The following is a 14,974-nucleotide window of genomic DNA, read 5'->3' on the forward strand; positions in this document are numbered from 1 at the left end:
TTGTGCCGCCGTGCGAAGGGGCGCCGTTCTACGGGGCCGTCGGTCTACGGGGCCGTGCCGGCCGGTTCCCCGGCGGTCGGCTCCGGCGGCGAGGCCGCGTAGGCACCTGCCCGCGCGGCCGCGAGCACGGCCGTGACGGCCTGGTCGGCGACGGCCGCGTCGAGGGGTTCCCGGGTGATGAACAGCCGGAAGAACAACGGGGCGCTGACGGCCCGTGCCACGGCGCTCGCATCCGTGCCGGCCGGCACCTCGCCGCGCCCGACGGCGCGTTCGACGAGCGGGGCGCAGCGCCGGAAGCGTTCGTCGTAGAAGGCGCGGAGCGCGTCGGCGGCGCGGTCGGACTGGAAGGCGGCGGCGATGAACGCGGACGGCGCGGCCGCGGCGGCGGGGTCGGCGAAGGTGTCGAGCACCTCGTGGGCGAGGGCCGTCAGGTCGCCGTGGAGGGAACCGGTGTCGGGCGGGGTCCAGGTGTCCTCGCCCGCCAGGTCCAGGGCGTCGGCCACCAGCCCTTCGACGCCGCCCCAGCGACGGTAGAGGGTGGTCTTGTGGACGCCGGAGTGCTCGGCGACGTATTCGACGGTGAGGCCCGGGTAGCCGTGCTCGACCAGCCCGGTGAGGACCGCGTCGCGGACGGCCGCGCGGGTGCGTGCGGTGCGGCCGCCGGGCCGGACGGTGCCCGGTGTCCGCGGGGACTCGGCATCCGAAGTCAACTGCAACTCCCGTTGTGTTAAGCGGTGGGGTATGCCATCCTGATGGTAACGCGACGATGGTTGCATTTGACTGCCTGGCGTCGGTGCCGGTGGTCGGATGTTGCGGCGGTGTCGGATGTTGCGGACGGGGGAGGGGTGTATGGCTGCTCGACTGGTTCTGGTGCTGTTGTCCCTTCTGCTGCCGCTTCTGCTGTCGCTTCCGCGGGAGATGCCGGCGCCCCGCGGTGTTCGTGGTGCGGTGGGGATGCAGGGGGTGAGGCCGGGCATGACCGGCCGGTACGGCCTAGGGTGGCGCCATGGCACGGCCCCGGCGCATCGTTCTCCTCCGGCACGGCGAGTCGGAGGGCAATGCCGACGATTCCGTCTACGAGCGCGAGCCCGACCATGCCCTGAGCCTGACGCCCCTGGGCCGGCGGCAGGCCGAGGAGGCCGGGGTCCGGCTGCGCGAGCTCTTCGGGGACGAGCGGGTCTCCGCCTATGTCTCCCCCTACCGCCGGGCCCACCAGACCTTCCACGCCCTGGGCCTCGACCCGCGCCGGGTCAGGATCCGCGAGGAACCGCGGCTGCGCGAACAGGACTGGGGGAACTGGCAGGACCGCGAGGACGTGCGCCGGCAGAAGGCCTACCGGGACGCCTACGGCCACTTCTTCTACCGCTTCGCGCAGGGCGAGTCCGGGGCCGACGTCTACGACCGCGTCGGGTCCTTCCTGGAGAGCCTGTGGCGCAGCTTCGACGACCCGCGGCACCCGCCGAACGTCCTGCTGGTCACCCACGGGCTGACCATGAGGCTGTTCTGCATGCGCTGGCTGCACTGGTCCGTGGCCGAGTTCGAGAGCCTGTCGAACCCGGGCAACGGGGAGACCCGCGCCCTGCTGCTGGGGGACGACGGACGGTATTACCTGGACCGGCCGTTCGAGCGTTGGTGTACCCCAGAGTCGTACGGCTTCACCGATTAGAGTTCGCTGCGATGACCGCTGACCGATTCCACCGAGCCCTCGCGAGCCTGCGCGGGCTGGCCGTGGGCGACGCCCTCGGCTCCCAGTTCTTCGTCCCCGCCAACTACCCCTCCCTCCAGCGCCGCGAGGTGCCCGACGGCCCCTGGCAGTGGACCGACGACACCGAGATGGCCTGCTCCGTGCTGGCCGTCCTCGCGGACCACGGGCGCGTCGACCAGGACGTCCTGGCGCGGTCGTTCGCCGAGCACCACGACTTCGACCGGGGCTACGGCCCCACCGTGGGCCGCATGCTGCGGCTGATCAGGGAGGGGGGCGACTGGCGGGAGCTGGCGTCCTCGGTGTTCCAGGGGCAGGGGTCCTGGGGCAACGGCGCGGCGATGCGCATCGCCCCGCTGGGCGCCTGGTACGCGGACGACCCCGAGCAGGCCACCCACCAGGCCGAGATCTCGGCCTACACCACCCACCAGCACCGCGAGGCCGTGGCCGGCGCCATGGCCGTCGCCGCCGCCGCGGCGATCGCGGCCGAGGCGGACGGGGCTCCGGTCACCGGCGAGACGCTGCTGGACGGCGTGATCGCGCTCGTGCCGCGCAGCGCGGTGCAGGCGGGACTGCGCCGTGCCCGCGACATGCTCGACTACGGCGACGCGGGTACCGTCGCCGCCGTCCTCGGCTGCGGCCGACGGACCAGCGCGCACGACACGGTGCCGTTCGCCCTGTGGTCCGCGGCCCGCCATCTCGGCTCCTTCGAGGCCGGGTTCTGGACGACGGCGCTGGCGGGCGGCGACGTGGACACCACCTGCGCCATCGTCGGCGGAGTGGTCGCGGCGGCCGGCCGGGGGGCGCCGCCCGCCGTGTGGCTGCGCCGCACGGAGGAGCTGCCCGGCTGGGTCCCGGACGCCCCGCGCTGACCGGGCCCGGGAGGAGGGGGCCGGGGAGTCGCGCGCGGCTCCCAAGGCGTACCCTTGCTGGCGCCATGCCCTACCAACCGCCCACCCACAGCGTCGAGCGCTCCCTGCGAGCGACGACGGGAGCCAAGGTCGTCGCCGGCGTCGACGAGGTCGGCCGGGGTGCCTGGGCCGGGCCGGTCACGGTGTGCGCGGCCGTCACGGGTCTGCGCAGGCCGCCGGAGGGGCTCACCGACTCCAAGCTGCTGACCCCCAAGCGGCGCCTCGTGCTCGCCCGGCAGCTGGAGACCTGGGTCACGGCCTACGCCCTGGGCGAAGCCTCCCCCGAGGAGATCGACGCCCAGGGGATGACGGCGGCGCTCCGGCTGGCCGCCACCCGCGCGCTGGACGCCCTGCCGGTGCGGCCGGACGCGGTCATCCTCGACGGCAAGCACGACTACCTCGGTGATCCCTGGAGGGTCCGCACGGTCATCAAGGGCGACCAGTCCTGTGTGGCCGTGGCCGCGGCCTCGGTGATCGCCAAGGTCCAGCGCGACGGACTGATGGCCGAACTGGGGGACGGGCACGCCGACTTCGGGTTCTCCGACAACGCCGGGTACCCCTCGCCGGTGCACCGGGCCGCCCTGGAGCGGCTGGGGCCCACGCCGTACCACCGGTTGTCGTGGGCCTATCTCGACGCGCTGCCCCGGTGGCAGCACCTCAAGCGGCCGCGCCTCGTCCCCGAAGGGGCGACGGCCCGTGAGAACGCTTTGGAGGCCGGTGGTCAGCTCGGCTTCGACTTCTGACCGCTTCTGACCGCCAAAGCACCACCCGCCGACGCGACTCGCACCGGCGTTTGATAGATATCAACCCATGCCTCTCATCCCCGAGGAGCCTCAGATTCACGAGAGTGTCCCGGGTCCCCGCACCGTGCCGGCCGCCGGCCGCACCGCGCCGACCCCCCGACCCGTTCCTGGTCCCCGTCCGGCGGCTCCCCGCCCCGGCAACCCCGGTGCGCGCGCCGTGCCGGCGCCTCCGGCCCGGCGCGCCGCGCACGGGCCGGAGGCCGCCGGACCGGCCTCCGCTCCGCAGATCCAGCTGATCCCCGCTCCGGCGGAGGGTGCCCTGGACGCCGCGGACGAGGCCGTCGACCTGCTGCTCGACAGCGGTCGCGCCCCCGGCGAGATCCTGGTGCTCACCACCGGCGGTCCCCACCCCTGGGCCGCGCACGAGCTGTCCTTCGGCGAGGCGTCCTACTGGGCGCAGCAGGACGCCGTGGACGACGTCTTCTACGCCGACGCCGCGGCGGACCGGTCGGCCGGCCGTCCGGTCGTGGTCGTCGCCGTCAACGGCGGCGCGGACGCCGAGGTGACCCGGGCGCTGCCCGCGGCACTGAAGCGGGCGGGTGCCCTGCTGGTCGTCTGTGGCGATCCGCAGCGGGTCAACGCCCTGCTGTCCGTGGGCGTCTGACGACCCGCCCGCGCGTCGGCGTCCCCACGGGCACACGGCCCGCGGGGCGCTCTCGCGTTCCTCCGGGCCGGGTGGTGCCCTGCCGGTAGGTCAGCGCGCCGCGACGTGGCGGTGCAGGGCGGACTCCGGGCAGCCGGTGTCCAGGGGCACGGCGGGGCGCGCGGCCGACCGCGGGCGCCGTCCGCTGCGGCCTTCACCGAGGATCCGCCAGCCCGCTCCCGTCAGGGTGATATACGCGCCGCAGCGCAGCCCGTGCAGGGTGCAGGCGTCACGGAGCCCCCACATCCAGGCGCCGTCCTCCTCGGTCCAACGGCCGTCCCCCTCCCGGCAGTAGAGCAGTACGGCCGTCCGTACCGGCGAGCGCCTGCGCAGATCGTGCGGGATCACCCGGCGCAGCTGGGCGAGGAGTTCGTTGCGCAGTTCCCAGCCGTCGGGCGCATCGGCCCTGCGGGTGAAGGAGGCGCTGGCCGCCAGCCGTTCGTCGGGACCGAGGACGGCGACCACGGCCGTGGAGGGCGTCGGCAGGTGCCGGGCGTGCAACCCGGTGACGACCTCACGGGGGTTGCGCAGCAGGGGAATTCCGGCGGCGGCCCATTCGGCGGGTTCGAGCAGCCGGCCGGGGCGTGGAGCCGGGCCGGCGGACCGGGGCGGAGCGGGACCGAAGGCCATGGTTCTCCCTTCGTCTGCGCCCCCGGCGCGTCCGCACGGGGAATCGGCAACGAGCATCAGGAGACGGCAGCCCGGTGAGCCGCGAACGGGCGGGAGCGGGGAGCCGGTTCAATTCTCGCGGCCCCACCCGCCGTACGGCAACGATCAATTGACGCCACTGACCGGTATCCGGCGGTCCGCATCCGGTCCTCCGCCGCCCGCCCCCGCCTCTCCCGGTCAGCCCTGCACGGCCAGCACCAGGGGGAACACCTGGTCCGCCCCGGCCCGCCGCAGCAGCCGCGCGGCCACGGCCAGCGTCCAGCCGGTCTCCATCAGGTCGTCCACGAGCAGCACCGGCCCTTCCGCCGAGGCCAGCGCCGAGGCGAGGCCGGGCGGCACGGCCAGCGCCCCGTCCAGCGCGCGCAGCCGCTGGGCGCTGTTGCTGCGCGGAACAGGGGCGTCCGTCATCTCGGCGCGGTACTCCACCGAGCCGAGCAGGGGCATGCGCCCCACCGACGCGATGTGTTCGCCGAGCGACCTGATCAACTGCGGTCTGGTGCGGGAGTCCACGGTGACCACGCCCACCGGCCGGGCGAGGGCGTCCGGGGCGCCGGAGGCCCAACCGCCGGGCCCCCGGGCCCAGTCGGCGAGCACCGTGACCACCGCGGCGGCGACATCGTCCGGAATCCGGCCGTCCGGTGTGTGCGGCGCCAGCAGGGGGCGGAGCCGGTTCCCCCAGCCGATGTCGGAGAGCCGCCCAAGCGCACGGCCGGGAGCGGCCTGGTCGCCCGGCGGGATGCGGCCCTTGAGGTCCACCCCGACCGCGGCCATGCCCGTGGGCCACATCCGGCGCGGCTCGACCTCCACCCCCGGCCGGCCCAGCTCGCCGCGGGAGGAGTCGAGCGCCTCCTGCGAGACCCCGGTGCCGAAGCGCGGGCCCGCGCAGTTGTCGCAGCGGCCGCAGGGGGCCGCCTGCTCGTCGTCGAGCTGCCGGCGCAGGAACTCCATCCGGCACTGCTGTGTCGTCGCGTAGTCGCGCATGGCCTGCTGCTCGGCCGCGCGCTGCCGGGCCACCCAGGCGTAGCGCTCGGCGTCGTACGTCCACGGCCGGCCCGTGGCCGTCCAGCCGCCGCGCACCCGGTGGACGGCGCCGTCCACGTCGAGGACCTTGAGCATGGTCTCCAGCCGGGAGCGGCGCAGCTCCACGAGCGGCTCCAGGGCGGGGAGCGAGAGCGGGCGGTCCGCGGCGGCCAGCACGTCCAGCGTGCGGCGCACCTGGGCCTCGGGCGGGAAGGCCAGCGACGCGAAGTAGGTCCAGATCGCCTCGTCCTCCCGGCCGGGGAGCAGCAGCACCTCCGCGTGCTCGACACCGCGCCCGGCGCGGCCCACCTGCTGGTAGTAGGCGATGGGGGAGGAGGGCGAGCCCAGGTGGACGACGAAGCCCAGGTCGGGCTTGTCGAAGCCCATGCCGAGGGCGGACGTCGCGACCAGGGCCTTGACCCGGTTGGCGAGCAGGTCCTCCTCCGCCTGCTGGCGGTCGGCGTTCTCCGTCTTGCCGGTGTACGCGGTGACGGCGTGCCCTCGGCGGCGCAGGAACGCCGTCACCTCCTCGGCGGCGGCGACGGTCAGGGTGTAGATGATCCCGGAGCCGGGCAGCTCGGCGAGGTGGTCGGCGAGCCAGGCCAGCCGGTGGGCCGCGTCCGGGAGGCTCAGGACGCCGAGGCTCAGGCTCTCCCGGTCCAGCGGCCCCCGCAGCACGAGTGCCCGTTCGGTGCCCTCGCCGGTGCCCAGCTGCTCGGCGACGTCCGCGGTGACGCGGGCGTTGGCCGTGGCGGTGGTGGCGAGCACGGGGACGCCCGGGGGCAGCTCGGCGAGCATGGTGCGCAGCCGGCGGTAGTCGGGGCGGAAGTCGTGGCCCCAGTCGGAGATGCAGTGGGCCTCGTCCACCACCAGGAGACCCGTGGCGGCGGCGAGCTTGGGCAGGACGTTGTCCCGGAAGTCCGGGTTGTTCAGCCGCTCCGGCGAGACGAGCAGCACGTCCACCTCGCCGGCCGCGACCTCGGCCTGGACGGTGTCCCACTCCTCGGGGTTGGCGGAGTTGATCGTGCGCGCGTGGATGCCGGCCCGGGCCGCGGCCTCCACCTGGTTGCGCATCAGCGCGAGCAGCGGGGAGACGATCACGGTGGGACCGCTGCCGCGCTCGCGCAGCAGCGCGGTGGCCACGAAGTACACCGCGGACTTGCCCCACCCGGTGCGCTGGACGACCAGGGCCCGGCGGTGGTCGGCCACCAGGGCCTCGATCGCCCGCCACTGGTCCTCGCGCAGCACGGCGGTGCCGGTGGTGTCGCCCACGAGACGGGCGAGGACGGCATCGGCGGCGGTACGGAGGGCTTCGTTGCTCATGACCCCATGCAACACGAGGCCACTGACAACGCGCGAATGAAGCGGTGAAGGGGAGCCCTTCGTCCACAGGTATTAGTAGGACAATATCCGCGATATCCACAGGCCTGGCGGGTTCTTGCGCACCTGCGGGACTCTTCGGGCCATGGCCCACCACAACGAATCAGCCGGCCCCTCACCCCTGCCGTCCTCCGCCTGGGGACCGCCGCCGGAAAACCACGTCACCCTGCGCACCCCGGCCGAACTGGCCGATGCGCTCCCGTACTTGCTCGGCTTCCACCCCGACGACAGCATCGTCATGATGGCGCTCCACGGCGAGCGCAAGCGCTTCGGAGGCCGGCTCAGGCTCGGTATCCCGGCGGACCCCGGAGAATGGCCGTTCGTCTCCGACCAGCTCGCCCGCACCCTCGTCACGGCCACCACGAAGCGGGGCACCGCACCGGACGGGATCGTGCTCTACCTCTGCCAGGACCCCGCGGCCGGGGAGACCGGCCAAGCCGTCATGGAGCGGCTGCGACCGCTCGCCCAGCACCTGCGGATCGCCTGCGGCGGCCTCGACGTGCCCGTGTACGAGGCGCTGTGCCTGTCCGGCGGGCGCTTCTGGTCGTACTGCTGCTCCGACACCCGCTGCTGTCCGCCCGACGGCACGCCCCGGACGATGCCCGGCACCTCGGTCATGGCCGCCGCCGCGGCCTATGCGGGGATGAGGGTCGGAGGATCCCTGCGCGAGATGGAGGCACGGCTCGCACCGCTCGGCGGACAGGCGGCCGAGGAGCAGCGGCGCGCCCTGGACGCCGCCGCGGCCGAGCTCGTCCCGCGCATGCTCGGTGCCGAGTACGAGACCGTGCGGCGGGAGACGCTGGACCTGGCCGAGCTGGTCCTGCTGCGCTTCGACGGCACCCCGCCCGCCGGCGCACCCGCGGAGGCGGACGCGCGGGACGACGGCCTGGTCTCCGCCGACGAGGCGGCGGCGATCGTCCTCGGCCTCCAGGACCGCATCGCCCGGGACCGCGCCGCCGAGTGGATGGAAGGCCCGCGGCTGCCCGCCATCCTGCGGCTGTGGCGCGCACTCGCCCGCCGCTGCGTCCCGCCCTACTCGGAGCACGCCGCCGCGCCGCTGACCCTGGCGGGCTGGGTCGCCTGGGCCGGCGGCGAGCACACCGAGGCGAAGGTCGCCTTCGGCCGCGCGCTGACCGCCGACCCCGACTACCTCTTCGCCCAGCTCCTCCACCACGCCTGCAACGAGGGCCTCGACCCCGAGGCCCTGCGCGACTGCCTGCGCCAGGAACGGGCCGACCGGGCGGTCCTCGACGCCGCCTGTGCCGCCGCGGAGCGACGCGCCCGCCCGGACGGCGGGGCCGTGGAGGGGGACGGACCGGGCCGGGCGGTGTCCGGCGTCCGGCGCCGCAAGCCGCAGGGCGACACGGCCCGCCCGGGCCCGTCGCGCGGCACGGCGGCGGGCGGCCCGGAGGGAAAGCCCCGTGTCCGCCGGCAGCCGGGGCGGCGGGCGGCCCGCGACCGAAAGTGACCGGGGACACGTCCGGGCTCCCGTGACCCCGGCGGTGCCCGTGCCGTTCACCTGAGTGGCCCTCCGTCCGCATCCGTCGTCCCGGCCCGTGACCTCTCACAGGGAGCGCAGACCCGTGCAAGGCACCGCCGCCCACACCCCCTCCGTCCCCCGCCCGGCGGGGCCCCGCCGCCCCGGCCCCGCCCGCCCCCCGGGCCCGCAGCCGGTGCACGCGGCGCTGATCTGCGTCGCCCTCCCCGCACTCGCGATCTCCGGGGAACAGGGCCAGCTCACCGGCCAGGGTCTCGACGGCTTCTACCGGAACGGGCGGCGGCTGCTCGCACGGTGCGCGATCAGAGTGGACGGCGCCGAGCCGGTGCCGCTCCAGGGACGGCTGACGGACGCGGGCCGGGCCCGTTTCGTGGGCACGGTGCGGACCGCCGCGGACGAGGGGCCCGACCCGGCCGTCACCGTGGAGCGGCTCCGCGACGCCGAGGGCGTCGAGCGCATCACGCTGCGCAGCGCCGCGGCCCGGGAGACGCGGCTCGGCGTCGAGGTGTCCCTCGGGACCGACCTCGCCGAGCTGGGCGCCGTCGCCACGGGCGCCGCCGCTCCCGAGCTCCCCGCCGCCGTGCACGCCTCCGGCCTGCGCTGGTCGGCCCCCGGCCTGGACGCGGTGGTGACGGCCGACCCGGCTCCCGACGACGCCCTGGCCTCGGCGGGACTGCTGTGCTGGGAGATACGGCTGCCCCCCGGCGGTACGCAGAGCATCGAGCTCCGAGTCCGCCCGGAGGTGCCCGGCCGGCCACTCCCCGCCCCCGGCCCCGCGGCCCGTGGCGGCGTCCCCTGGGGCGACGCCCAGGCGGAGGGCGACGATGCCCGGACCACCGCCCTGTTCGCCACCGCCCTCGACGACCTCCGAGCCCTCCTGGTGCGTGACCGGCAGATCCCGGGCGACGTCCACCTCGCCGCCGGCGTGCCCTGGCGCTGCGGCCGGCTCGCCCCCGCCGAGGCCCTGTGGGCGGCCCGGATGACACTGCCCCTCGGGGTGCGGCTCGCCGCCGGAACGCTGCGCACCCTGGCCCGCACCCAGCTCCCCGGCCCGGGCCCCGACCGGGGCCGCATCCCCGGTGCCCTGCGGCACGCCGGGGCCCATCTGCCCCCGGGGTGCACCGGTGTCGAAGCGACGCTCCTGTTCCCGGCCGTGCTCGCCGAGGCATGGCGGTGGGGTCTGCCCGGCCAGGAGCTGGAGCCGCTGCTGCCGGCCGCGGAGCGGTGTCTGGCCTGGCTGCGCACGGCGGCCGGTGAGGGCGGCTATCTCGCCGATCCCCATCCCGGCGGGCCGTATCGCTGCGAGGTCCAGGCGCACGCCCATCGGGCGGCCCTGCTCGGCGCCGACCTGCTGGAGGCCCACGGCCGTCCCGGAGCCCGGGAGTGGCGGGACTGGGCGGCGGACCTCCGGCGCCGCTTCCGCGAGGACTTCTGGGTCGAGGACCGCGGCGGCGGTCGCCCGGCAGCGGCCGTCACCCCCGACGGACGCCCGATACCGCACCTGGGGTGTGCCGCCGCCCACCTTCTCGACACCGGCCTGACCGCGGCGGGCGCCTTCGCCCCCGGGCTGCTGGACCGGGTGCGCACCGAGCAGCTCGCCCGGCTCCTCGGCAGCCCGCCCCTCGACTCCGGCTGGGGCCTGCGCAGCCTGGGCACGAAGGAGCCCGGACACAATCCGTTCGGGCACCGCGGCGGAGCCGTGCGTGTCCACGAGACGGCCGTGGCGGTGGCGGGGCTCGCGGCCGCCGGGTTCGAGCGGGAGGCGGGTGCCCTGGCGCGCGGGGTGCTCGACGCCGCCGAGACCTTCGGCCACCGGCTGCCGGAGATGTACGCGGGCGAGCAGCGCACCGCCGGGAGCTCCCCGCTGCCGCATCCGGCGGCCTGCCGGCCCGCGGCCGTGGCCGCCGCGGGCGCGGTCCAGGTGCTGACGGCCTTCGCCGGCGTGCGGCCGGACGTTCCGGCCGGCGGGGTGACCGTCCGTCCGCCCGGCTCGGCGCCGCTCGGTGCCCTGCGCTTCACGGGGTTGAGCGTGGCCGGGCGGCCGTTCGCCGTACGGGTCAGCAGACTGGGCCTCGGCATGGTCGAGGAGGCCGCCGACGGCCTCCAACTGGGGGTGTGAACGCATGCGCACCGGGCTCACCGGAGGCCCGTCGCCGCTCGCGGCCGGCGATGGACAAGGACCTGATTATCGTCAGGCAGACGACTATGATCGCGTCATGCCCTACGACCCGTCGGCCTTCCCGCCCTTCGCCGTCACCGTCGACCTGGTCGTGCTCACCGTGCGCCGCCATTCCCTGTGCGCACTGGCCGTACGCCGCGGCGAACCCCCCTTCCAGGGCCGGTGGGCGCTGCCGGGCGGGTTCGTCCGGGGCGACGAGGACCTGGCGACGGCCGCCGCCAGGGAGCTGGCCGAGGAGACCGGGCTGCACGTCCACGACCCGGCCTGCCCGGCTCCCGCCAACGCCGCGCACCTCGAGCAGCTCGCCACCTACGGCGACCCCCGGCGCGACCCCCGCATGCGGGTGGTCAGCGTGGCGCACCTCGCGCTCGCCCCCGACCTGCCGGCCCCGCGGGCCGGCGGCGACGCGCACAGCGTGCGCTGGGCCCCGGTGGAAGATCTGCTGGGACAGGAAGGGGAGGAGGCCGCCCCCCTCGCCTTCGACCACGCCCGCATCCTCGCCGACGGGGTGGAGCGCGCCCGCTCCAAGATCGAGTACTCCTCCCTGGCCACCGCCTTCTGCCCCCAGGAGTTCACCGTCGGAGAGCTGCGCCGGGTCTACGAGGCGGTCTGGGGCGTGTCCCTCGACCCGCGCAATTTCCACCGCAAGGTCACCGGCACCCCGGGCTTCCTGGTGCCCACCGGCGGCACGACGACCCGTCAGGGCGGCCGTCCGGCGCAGCTCTTCCGTGCCGGCGGGGCCACTCTGCTGAACCCGCCCATGCTGCGCCCCGAGGCGTAGCCGCCGACCCGCCCGCGAGGGGCGGGACACGACCCTCCCGGGCACCGCGTTCCGCAGCAAATAGGACATATCGGGTTACCGTGCTGCGGAACGTCCCACGTTCCCGCGCGTCCCACGACGCCCGCGCGAGATGCCCACGCCCCGCGAGGGAAGTCATGATCCAGGCCATCGGACTGACCAGCGTCCCCCGTCGCAACCGACCCCCCGCCGTCGACGACCTCACCTTCGAGGCCCGTCCGGGGCGCGTCACCGTCCTCCTCGGCGAGTCCGGGGCGGGCAAGACCAGCGCCCTGCGCCTGATGCTCCGCCTCGACCCCGGCCGCGGCATCGCGCTCTTCCGCGGCCGCAGCCTCGACCGTGTCGCTCACCCGGTCCGCGAGGTCGGCGTGCTCCTCGGCGACGTCCCCGGTCACCCCGCCCGCACCGCCCGCGGCCATCTGCGCATGCTCGGCGCGGCCGCCGGCGTCCCGCCCGGCCGCGCTGACGAGGTGCTGGACGTCGTCGGCCTCAGCGGTCTGGCCGGCCGGCGCATCGGCGACTTCTCCCACGGCATGGACCGCCGTCTCGGCCTCGCCGCGGCCCTGCTCGGCGACCCCCACACCCTTCTGCTCGACGAACCGGCCGCCGGTCTCTCCCCGCGGGAGACTTCCTGGCTCCACGGTCTCCTGCGCGGCTACGCGGAACAGGGCGGCGCCGTCCTCGTCACCTCGTCCTCGCCCGGGGAAGCGGCACGTCTGGGCGACCAGGTGGTCACCATCCACCGCGGCCGCCTGGTCGCCGACCAGGAGGCCACCGTCTTCGCCCGGGCCCGGCTGCGGCCCAAGGTCGCCGTCCAGTCGCCGTCGGCCGCCCGTCTCGCGCACGTCATCGCGGCGGAGTCCGAGAGCGCCGAGCCGGTCCCCGACACCCCTCCCGTGGAGGTCGTCCACGACGGCGGCAGCACGCTGTCCGTCTACGGCCGCAGCTGCGCCGCGGTCGGGGAGACCGCGCACCGGCACGGCATCCTGGTGCACCGGCTCGCCGAGGAGATCGACACCGCCCCCCTGCCCCCGCTGCAGCGCGTCGACGGCCGCCGCCCGCCCGACGCCGACCCCGAAGCGGACGACGGGCAGGAACCCTTCGCCCGCATCCAGCCACCGCTCCCCGCTCCCGCCCCGGTCTGGCCGCTCCGCTACGAACTGCGCCGTGCCGCCGGCGTGCGGACGGGATGGATCGTGGTGGCCTCCTCGCTCCTGCTCTCGCTGGTGGCCTCGGTGCTCCTGGCCCGCGCCGGGGCGCCGGTCCTCAGCCTGCTCGCGGGCTGGCCCGCCCCGCTCCCGCTGCCGCCCGCGGCCCTGGGCGCCGGTGTGCTCGGTGCGATCGCCTTCGGCCAGGAGTTCCGCTACCCCGCCCTGGCCCCCGACGTGGGCAGCGTGCCGCGACGCCTGGCCCTGCTGGGCGGCAAGCTCGTCGTCACGGCCGCCGCCGCCCTGCTGCTGGCGCTCGCCTCGGTCGCCCTGGGCGCCGGAGCGGTGCGGCTGCTCTTCGGCGACACCGTGACCGTCCTCCCGGCGGCCTGGGGCACCGCCCTCGTCGGCTGGTCCGCGCTCACGCTCGGCTGTGCCTGGGCCGGGCTGCTCGCGGCGGGTCTGTTCCGCTCGACGATCCTGGGGCTGATGGCGGTCCTGGTGGTCCCGGCGCTGGTGGTGCCGATGGTGAGTGCCGTCCTGGCCCGGCCCGCCGCCCGGTCCCTCGCGGGGCTTCCCGAGCGGCTGCGCTCCACGGCCCTGCTGCAGTGGCCGGCCGGCATGGACGAGGGTCTCTCGACAGCGCTGCGGGTGATCTCCCAGCCCGTCGGCTGGGCTCTGGTCCTCTCGCTCACCGGGTTGCTCGGGGCGTACGTCCTCACGCTGCTGCGCGGGCGGCCGCGCTGAGGCTGTGCTAGTGCGGACGAGGGGCAGGCCCGGCCCGTCGCGCCGGTGCGATGCCGACGCAGAGTGACAATCCGTTCGTCGGGCGAGAGGGAAAGGTGGTCGTCATGAGCCGGGGATATGCCCCTGGGTACCCCTCCGCCGGCATGCCCGGGAGGCTCACCGTCGTTGCTCTGCGTACTTGCTCAACTCCGAAGGGTGCCCGGTTGTGTCCGTTTGGGCGTCAATTGTGAGGTAATGGGCGATCACCCTTTCGTGTGCTTTTCACCAAAGACCTCAAGGCATGTCGGCCCGTCGCCGACAAAGGAAGCGTGAGTACCCTTGCGCACACCATGATGACCGCGGCTCGCCCCGCCGACTCCGGCCTGACGGGCCCGGGCGAGCTCGACCGATACTCCTACGCAGAGGCCCCCGGGGCCGACCGCGGCTCCGCGCACGCCTGGGACGGCGACGCGGAGCTGGGGCGCGCCGGGCGCCGGGCGGCCGGCAGCCGCGGCCGGGGGCTGCACGGCCAGCTCGTACAGCAGCTGGGGCAGATGATCGTCTCCGGCGACCTGGGCGCCGACCGCCCGCTCGTCCCGGAGGAGATCGGGCAGCGCTTCGAAGTCTCCCGCACCGTCGTCCGCGAGTCGCTGCGCGTCCTCGAGGCCAAGGGCCTGGTCAGCGCCCGCCCCAACGTCGGCACCCGGGTCCGTCCGGTCAGTGACTGGAACCTCCTCGACCCGGACATCATCGAGTGGCGGGCCTTCGGCCCACAGCGCGACGACCAGCGCCGGGAGCTGTGCGAGCTGCGCTGGATCATCGAGCCGCTGGCCGCCCGGCTGGCCGCGGGGCACGGCCGCGAGGACGTCCAGCAGCGGCTCGCCGACATGGCGGAGATCATGGGGCACGCCCTGGCGCAGGGTGACTCGCTCACCTTCTCCCGCGCGGACGCCGAGTTCCACACCCTGCTCCTCCAGGTCGCCGGCAACCGCATGCTCGAGCACCTCTCGGGCATCGTCTCCGCCGCCCTCCACGTCTCGGGTGCGTCGGCCGGCGGCTGCGACCGGCCCACCGACACCGGCGTGGGGCACCACCTGCGGATCGTCGACGCCGTCGGCGCCGGTGACGCCGCCGCCGCCGAATCGGCGATGCGCCAGCTCCTCGTCTCCCACCCGGAGGTCGAGCGCGTGGTGCCCGCCCCGCGCGAGCACTGACCGCGGGAGCGGGGCCGTACGGACAGGGAAGTACGCGCGGGACTGCTCGTCCGCCCCGCGCGTACGGCCGTTGAGGGCGCGTGCGGGCGGCGAACGCGCCGCCGGTCTTGGGGTGTGCTGCGGAGAGGCGCAGCAATCCGCCCGGTTCGAAGGGATTTCATCCTGTATGTGGTGTGACTCGGGCCACGGGGATTGGGCGTAACGCTCCTTGAGGCAGTGCGATGACTAAAGAGGTGGTGGCTGCGGAGGGAATACAAGCCTCGTTCGAGGCGCTGTGTTGCA

General features: G+C 75.3%; 12 protein-coding genes. 9 read left to right on the forward strand and 3 right to left on the reverse strand.

Annotation, left to right across the window (positions count from 1 at the left end):
- Positions 1–44 precede the first annotated feature (44 nt).
- Positions 45–716, reverse strand: a complete 672-nt coding sequence (locus AB8735_RS27700) for a TetR/AcrR family transcriptional regulator (protein WP_372410078.1) — start codon at positions 714–716, stop codon at positions 45–47.
- Between the two features lie 290 nt (positions 717–1,006).
- On the opposite strand from AB8735_RS27700, the gene AB8735_RS27705 reads away from it, so the two are divergent.
- The 4 genes from AB8735_RS27705 (at position 1,007) to AB8735_RS27720 (ending at position 4,020) form a co-directional block, all read left to right on the forward strand.
- Positions 1,007–1,666 carry a histidine phosphatase family protein gene (locus AB8735_RS27705; RefSeq protein WP_344025386.1) on the forward strand — a complete coding sequence of 220 codons (660 nt, stop codon included), beginning with the start codon at positions 1,007–1,009 and terminating at the stop codon, positions 1,664–1,666.
- Between the two features lie 11 nt (positions 1,667–1,677).
- On the forward strand, positions 1,678–2,574 hold the full coding sequence (locus AB8735_RS27710; RefSeq protein WP_372410079.1) for an ADP-ribosylglycohydrolase family protein: 897 nt from the start codon (positions 1,678–1,680) through the stop codon (positions 2,572–2,574).
- Positions 2,575–2,639: 65 nt separating this feature from the next.
- Positions 2,640–3,356 carry a ribonuclease HII gene (locus tag AB8735_RS27715; RefSeq protein ID WP_372410080.1) on the forward strand — a complete coding sequence of 239 codons (717 nt, stop codon included), beginning with the start codon at positions 2,640–2,642 and terminating at the stop codon, positions 3,354–3,356.
- A gap of 67 nt (positions 3,357–3,423) precedes the next feature.
- Positions 3,424–4,020 (forward strand): hypothetical protein, encoded by a 597-nt coding sequence (locus AB8735_RS27720; RefSeq protein ID WP_372410082.1) that lies wholly within the window; start codon positions 3,424–3,426, stop codon positions 4,018–4,020.
- A 90-nt stretch (positions 4,021–4,110) separates the two neighbouring features.
- Here AB8735_RS27720 and AB8735_RS27725 read toward each other — a convergent pair whose 3' ends face one another.
- Positions 4,111–4,689, reverse strand: a complete 579-nt coding sequence (locus AB8735_RS27725) for a hypothetical protein (protein WP_372410083.1) — start codon at positions 4,687–4,689, stop codon at positions 4,111–4,113.
- A 216-nt stretch (positions 4,690–4,905) separates the two neighbouring features.
- A complete protein-coding gene (locus AB8735_RS27730) occupies positions 4,906–7,071 on the reverse strand; it encodes a RecQ family ATP-dependent DNA helicase (protein WP_372410084.1) in 2,166 nt (721 codons plus the stop codon).
- 142 nt (positions 7,072–7,213) lie between these two features.
- Between AB8735_RS27730 and AB8735_RS27735 the strand changes: the two genes are divergently transcribed.
- From AB8735_RS27735 to AB8735_RS27755, 5 genes are all read left to right on the forward strand, one after another.
- Positions 7,214–8,596: a DUF4192 domain-containing protein gene (locus tag AB8735_RS27735; RefSeq protein ID WP_344025374.1), complete on the forward strand. Its 1,383-nt coding sequence runs from the start codon at positions 7,214–7,216 to the stop codon at positions 8,594–8,596.
- Between the two features lie 115 nt (positions 8,597–8,711).
- On the forward strand, positions 8,712–10,745 hold the full coding sequence (locus tag AB8735_RS27740) for a glycogen debranching N-terminal domain-containing protein (RefSeq protein ID WP_344025372.1): 2,034 nt from the start codon (positions 8,712–8,714) through the stop codon (positions 10,743–10,745).
- Between the two features lie 97 nt (positions 10,746–10,842).
- Positions 10,843–11,586: an NUDIX domain-containing protein gene (locus AB8735_RS27745; protein WP_344025370.1), complete on the forward strand. Its 744-nt coding sequence runs from the start codon at positions 10,843–10,845 to the stop codon at positions 11,584–11,586.
- 155 nt (positions 11,587–11,741) lie between these two features.
- Positions 11,742–13,499: an ATP-binding cassette domain-containing protein gene (locus AB8735_RS27750; protein WP_372410086.1), complete on the forward strand. Its 1,758-nt coding sequence runs from the start codon at positions 11,742–11,744 to the stop codon at positions 13,497–13,499.
- 254 nt (positions 13,500–13,753) lie between these two features.
- Complete coding sequence (locus AB8735_RS27755; protein ID WP_344025366.1) at positions 13,754–14,692, forward strand: FCD domain-containing protein; 939 nt, start codon at positions 13,754–13,756, stop codon at positions 14,690–14,692.
- Positions 14,693–14,974 lie beyond the last annotated feature (282 nt).

This window comes from Streptomyces luteireticuli, assembly GCF_041519305.1.
Lineage (GTDB): Bacteria > Actinomycetota > Actinomycetes > Streptomycetales > Streptomycetaceae > Streptomyces > Streptomyces luteireticuli.

Excerpts from the sequence above, each read along its gene's own strand:
- AB8735_RS27705 (WP_344025386.1), top strand. The coding sequence starts at position 1,007 with ATGGCACGGCCCCGGCGCATCGTTCTCCTCCGGCACGGCGAGTCGGAG.
- AB8735_RS27730 (WP_372410084.1), bottom strand. The coding sequence starts at position 7,071 with ATGAGCAACGAAGCCCTCCGTACCGCCGCCGATGCCGTCCTCGCCCGT.
- AB8735_RS27715 (WP_372410080.1), top strand. The coding sequence starts at position 2,640 with ATGCCCTACCAACCGCCCACCCACAGCGTCGAGCGCTCCCTGCGAGCG.
- AB8735_RS27750 (WP_372410086.1), top strand. The coding sequence starts at position 11,742 with ATGATCCAGGCCATCGGACTGACCAGCGTCCCCCGTCGCAACCGACCC.
- AB8735_RS27710 (WP_372410079.1), top strand. The coding sequence starts at position 1,678 with ATGACCGCTGACCGATTCCACCGAGCCCTCGCGAGCCTGCGCGGGCTG.
- AB8735_RS27735 (WP_344025374.1), top strand. The coding sequence starts at position 7,214 with ATGGCCCACCACAACGAATCAGCCGGCCCCTCACCCCTGCCGTCCTCC.
- AB8735_RS27745 (WP_344025370.1), top strand. The coding sequence starts at position 10,843 with ATGCCCTACGACCCGTCGGCCTTCCCGCCCTTCGCCGTCACCGTCGAC.
- AB8735_RS27725 (WP_372410083.1), bottom strand. The coding sequence starts at position 4,689 with ATGGCCTTCGGTCCCGCTCCGCCCCGGTCCGCCGGCCCGGCTCCACGC.
- AB8735_RS27720 (WP_372410082.1), top strand. The coding sequence starts at position 3,424 with ATGCCTCTCATCCCCGAGGAGCCTCAGATTCACGAGAGTGTCCCGGGT.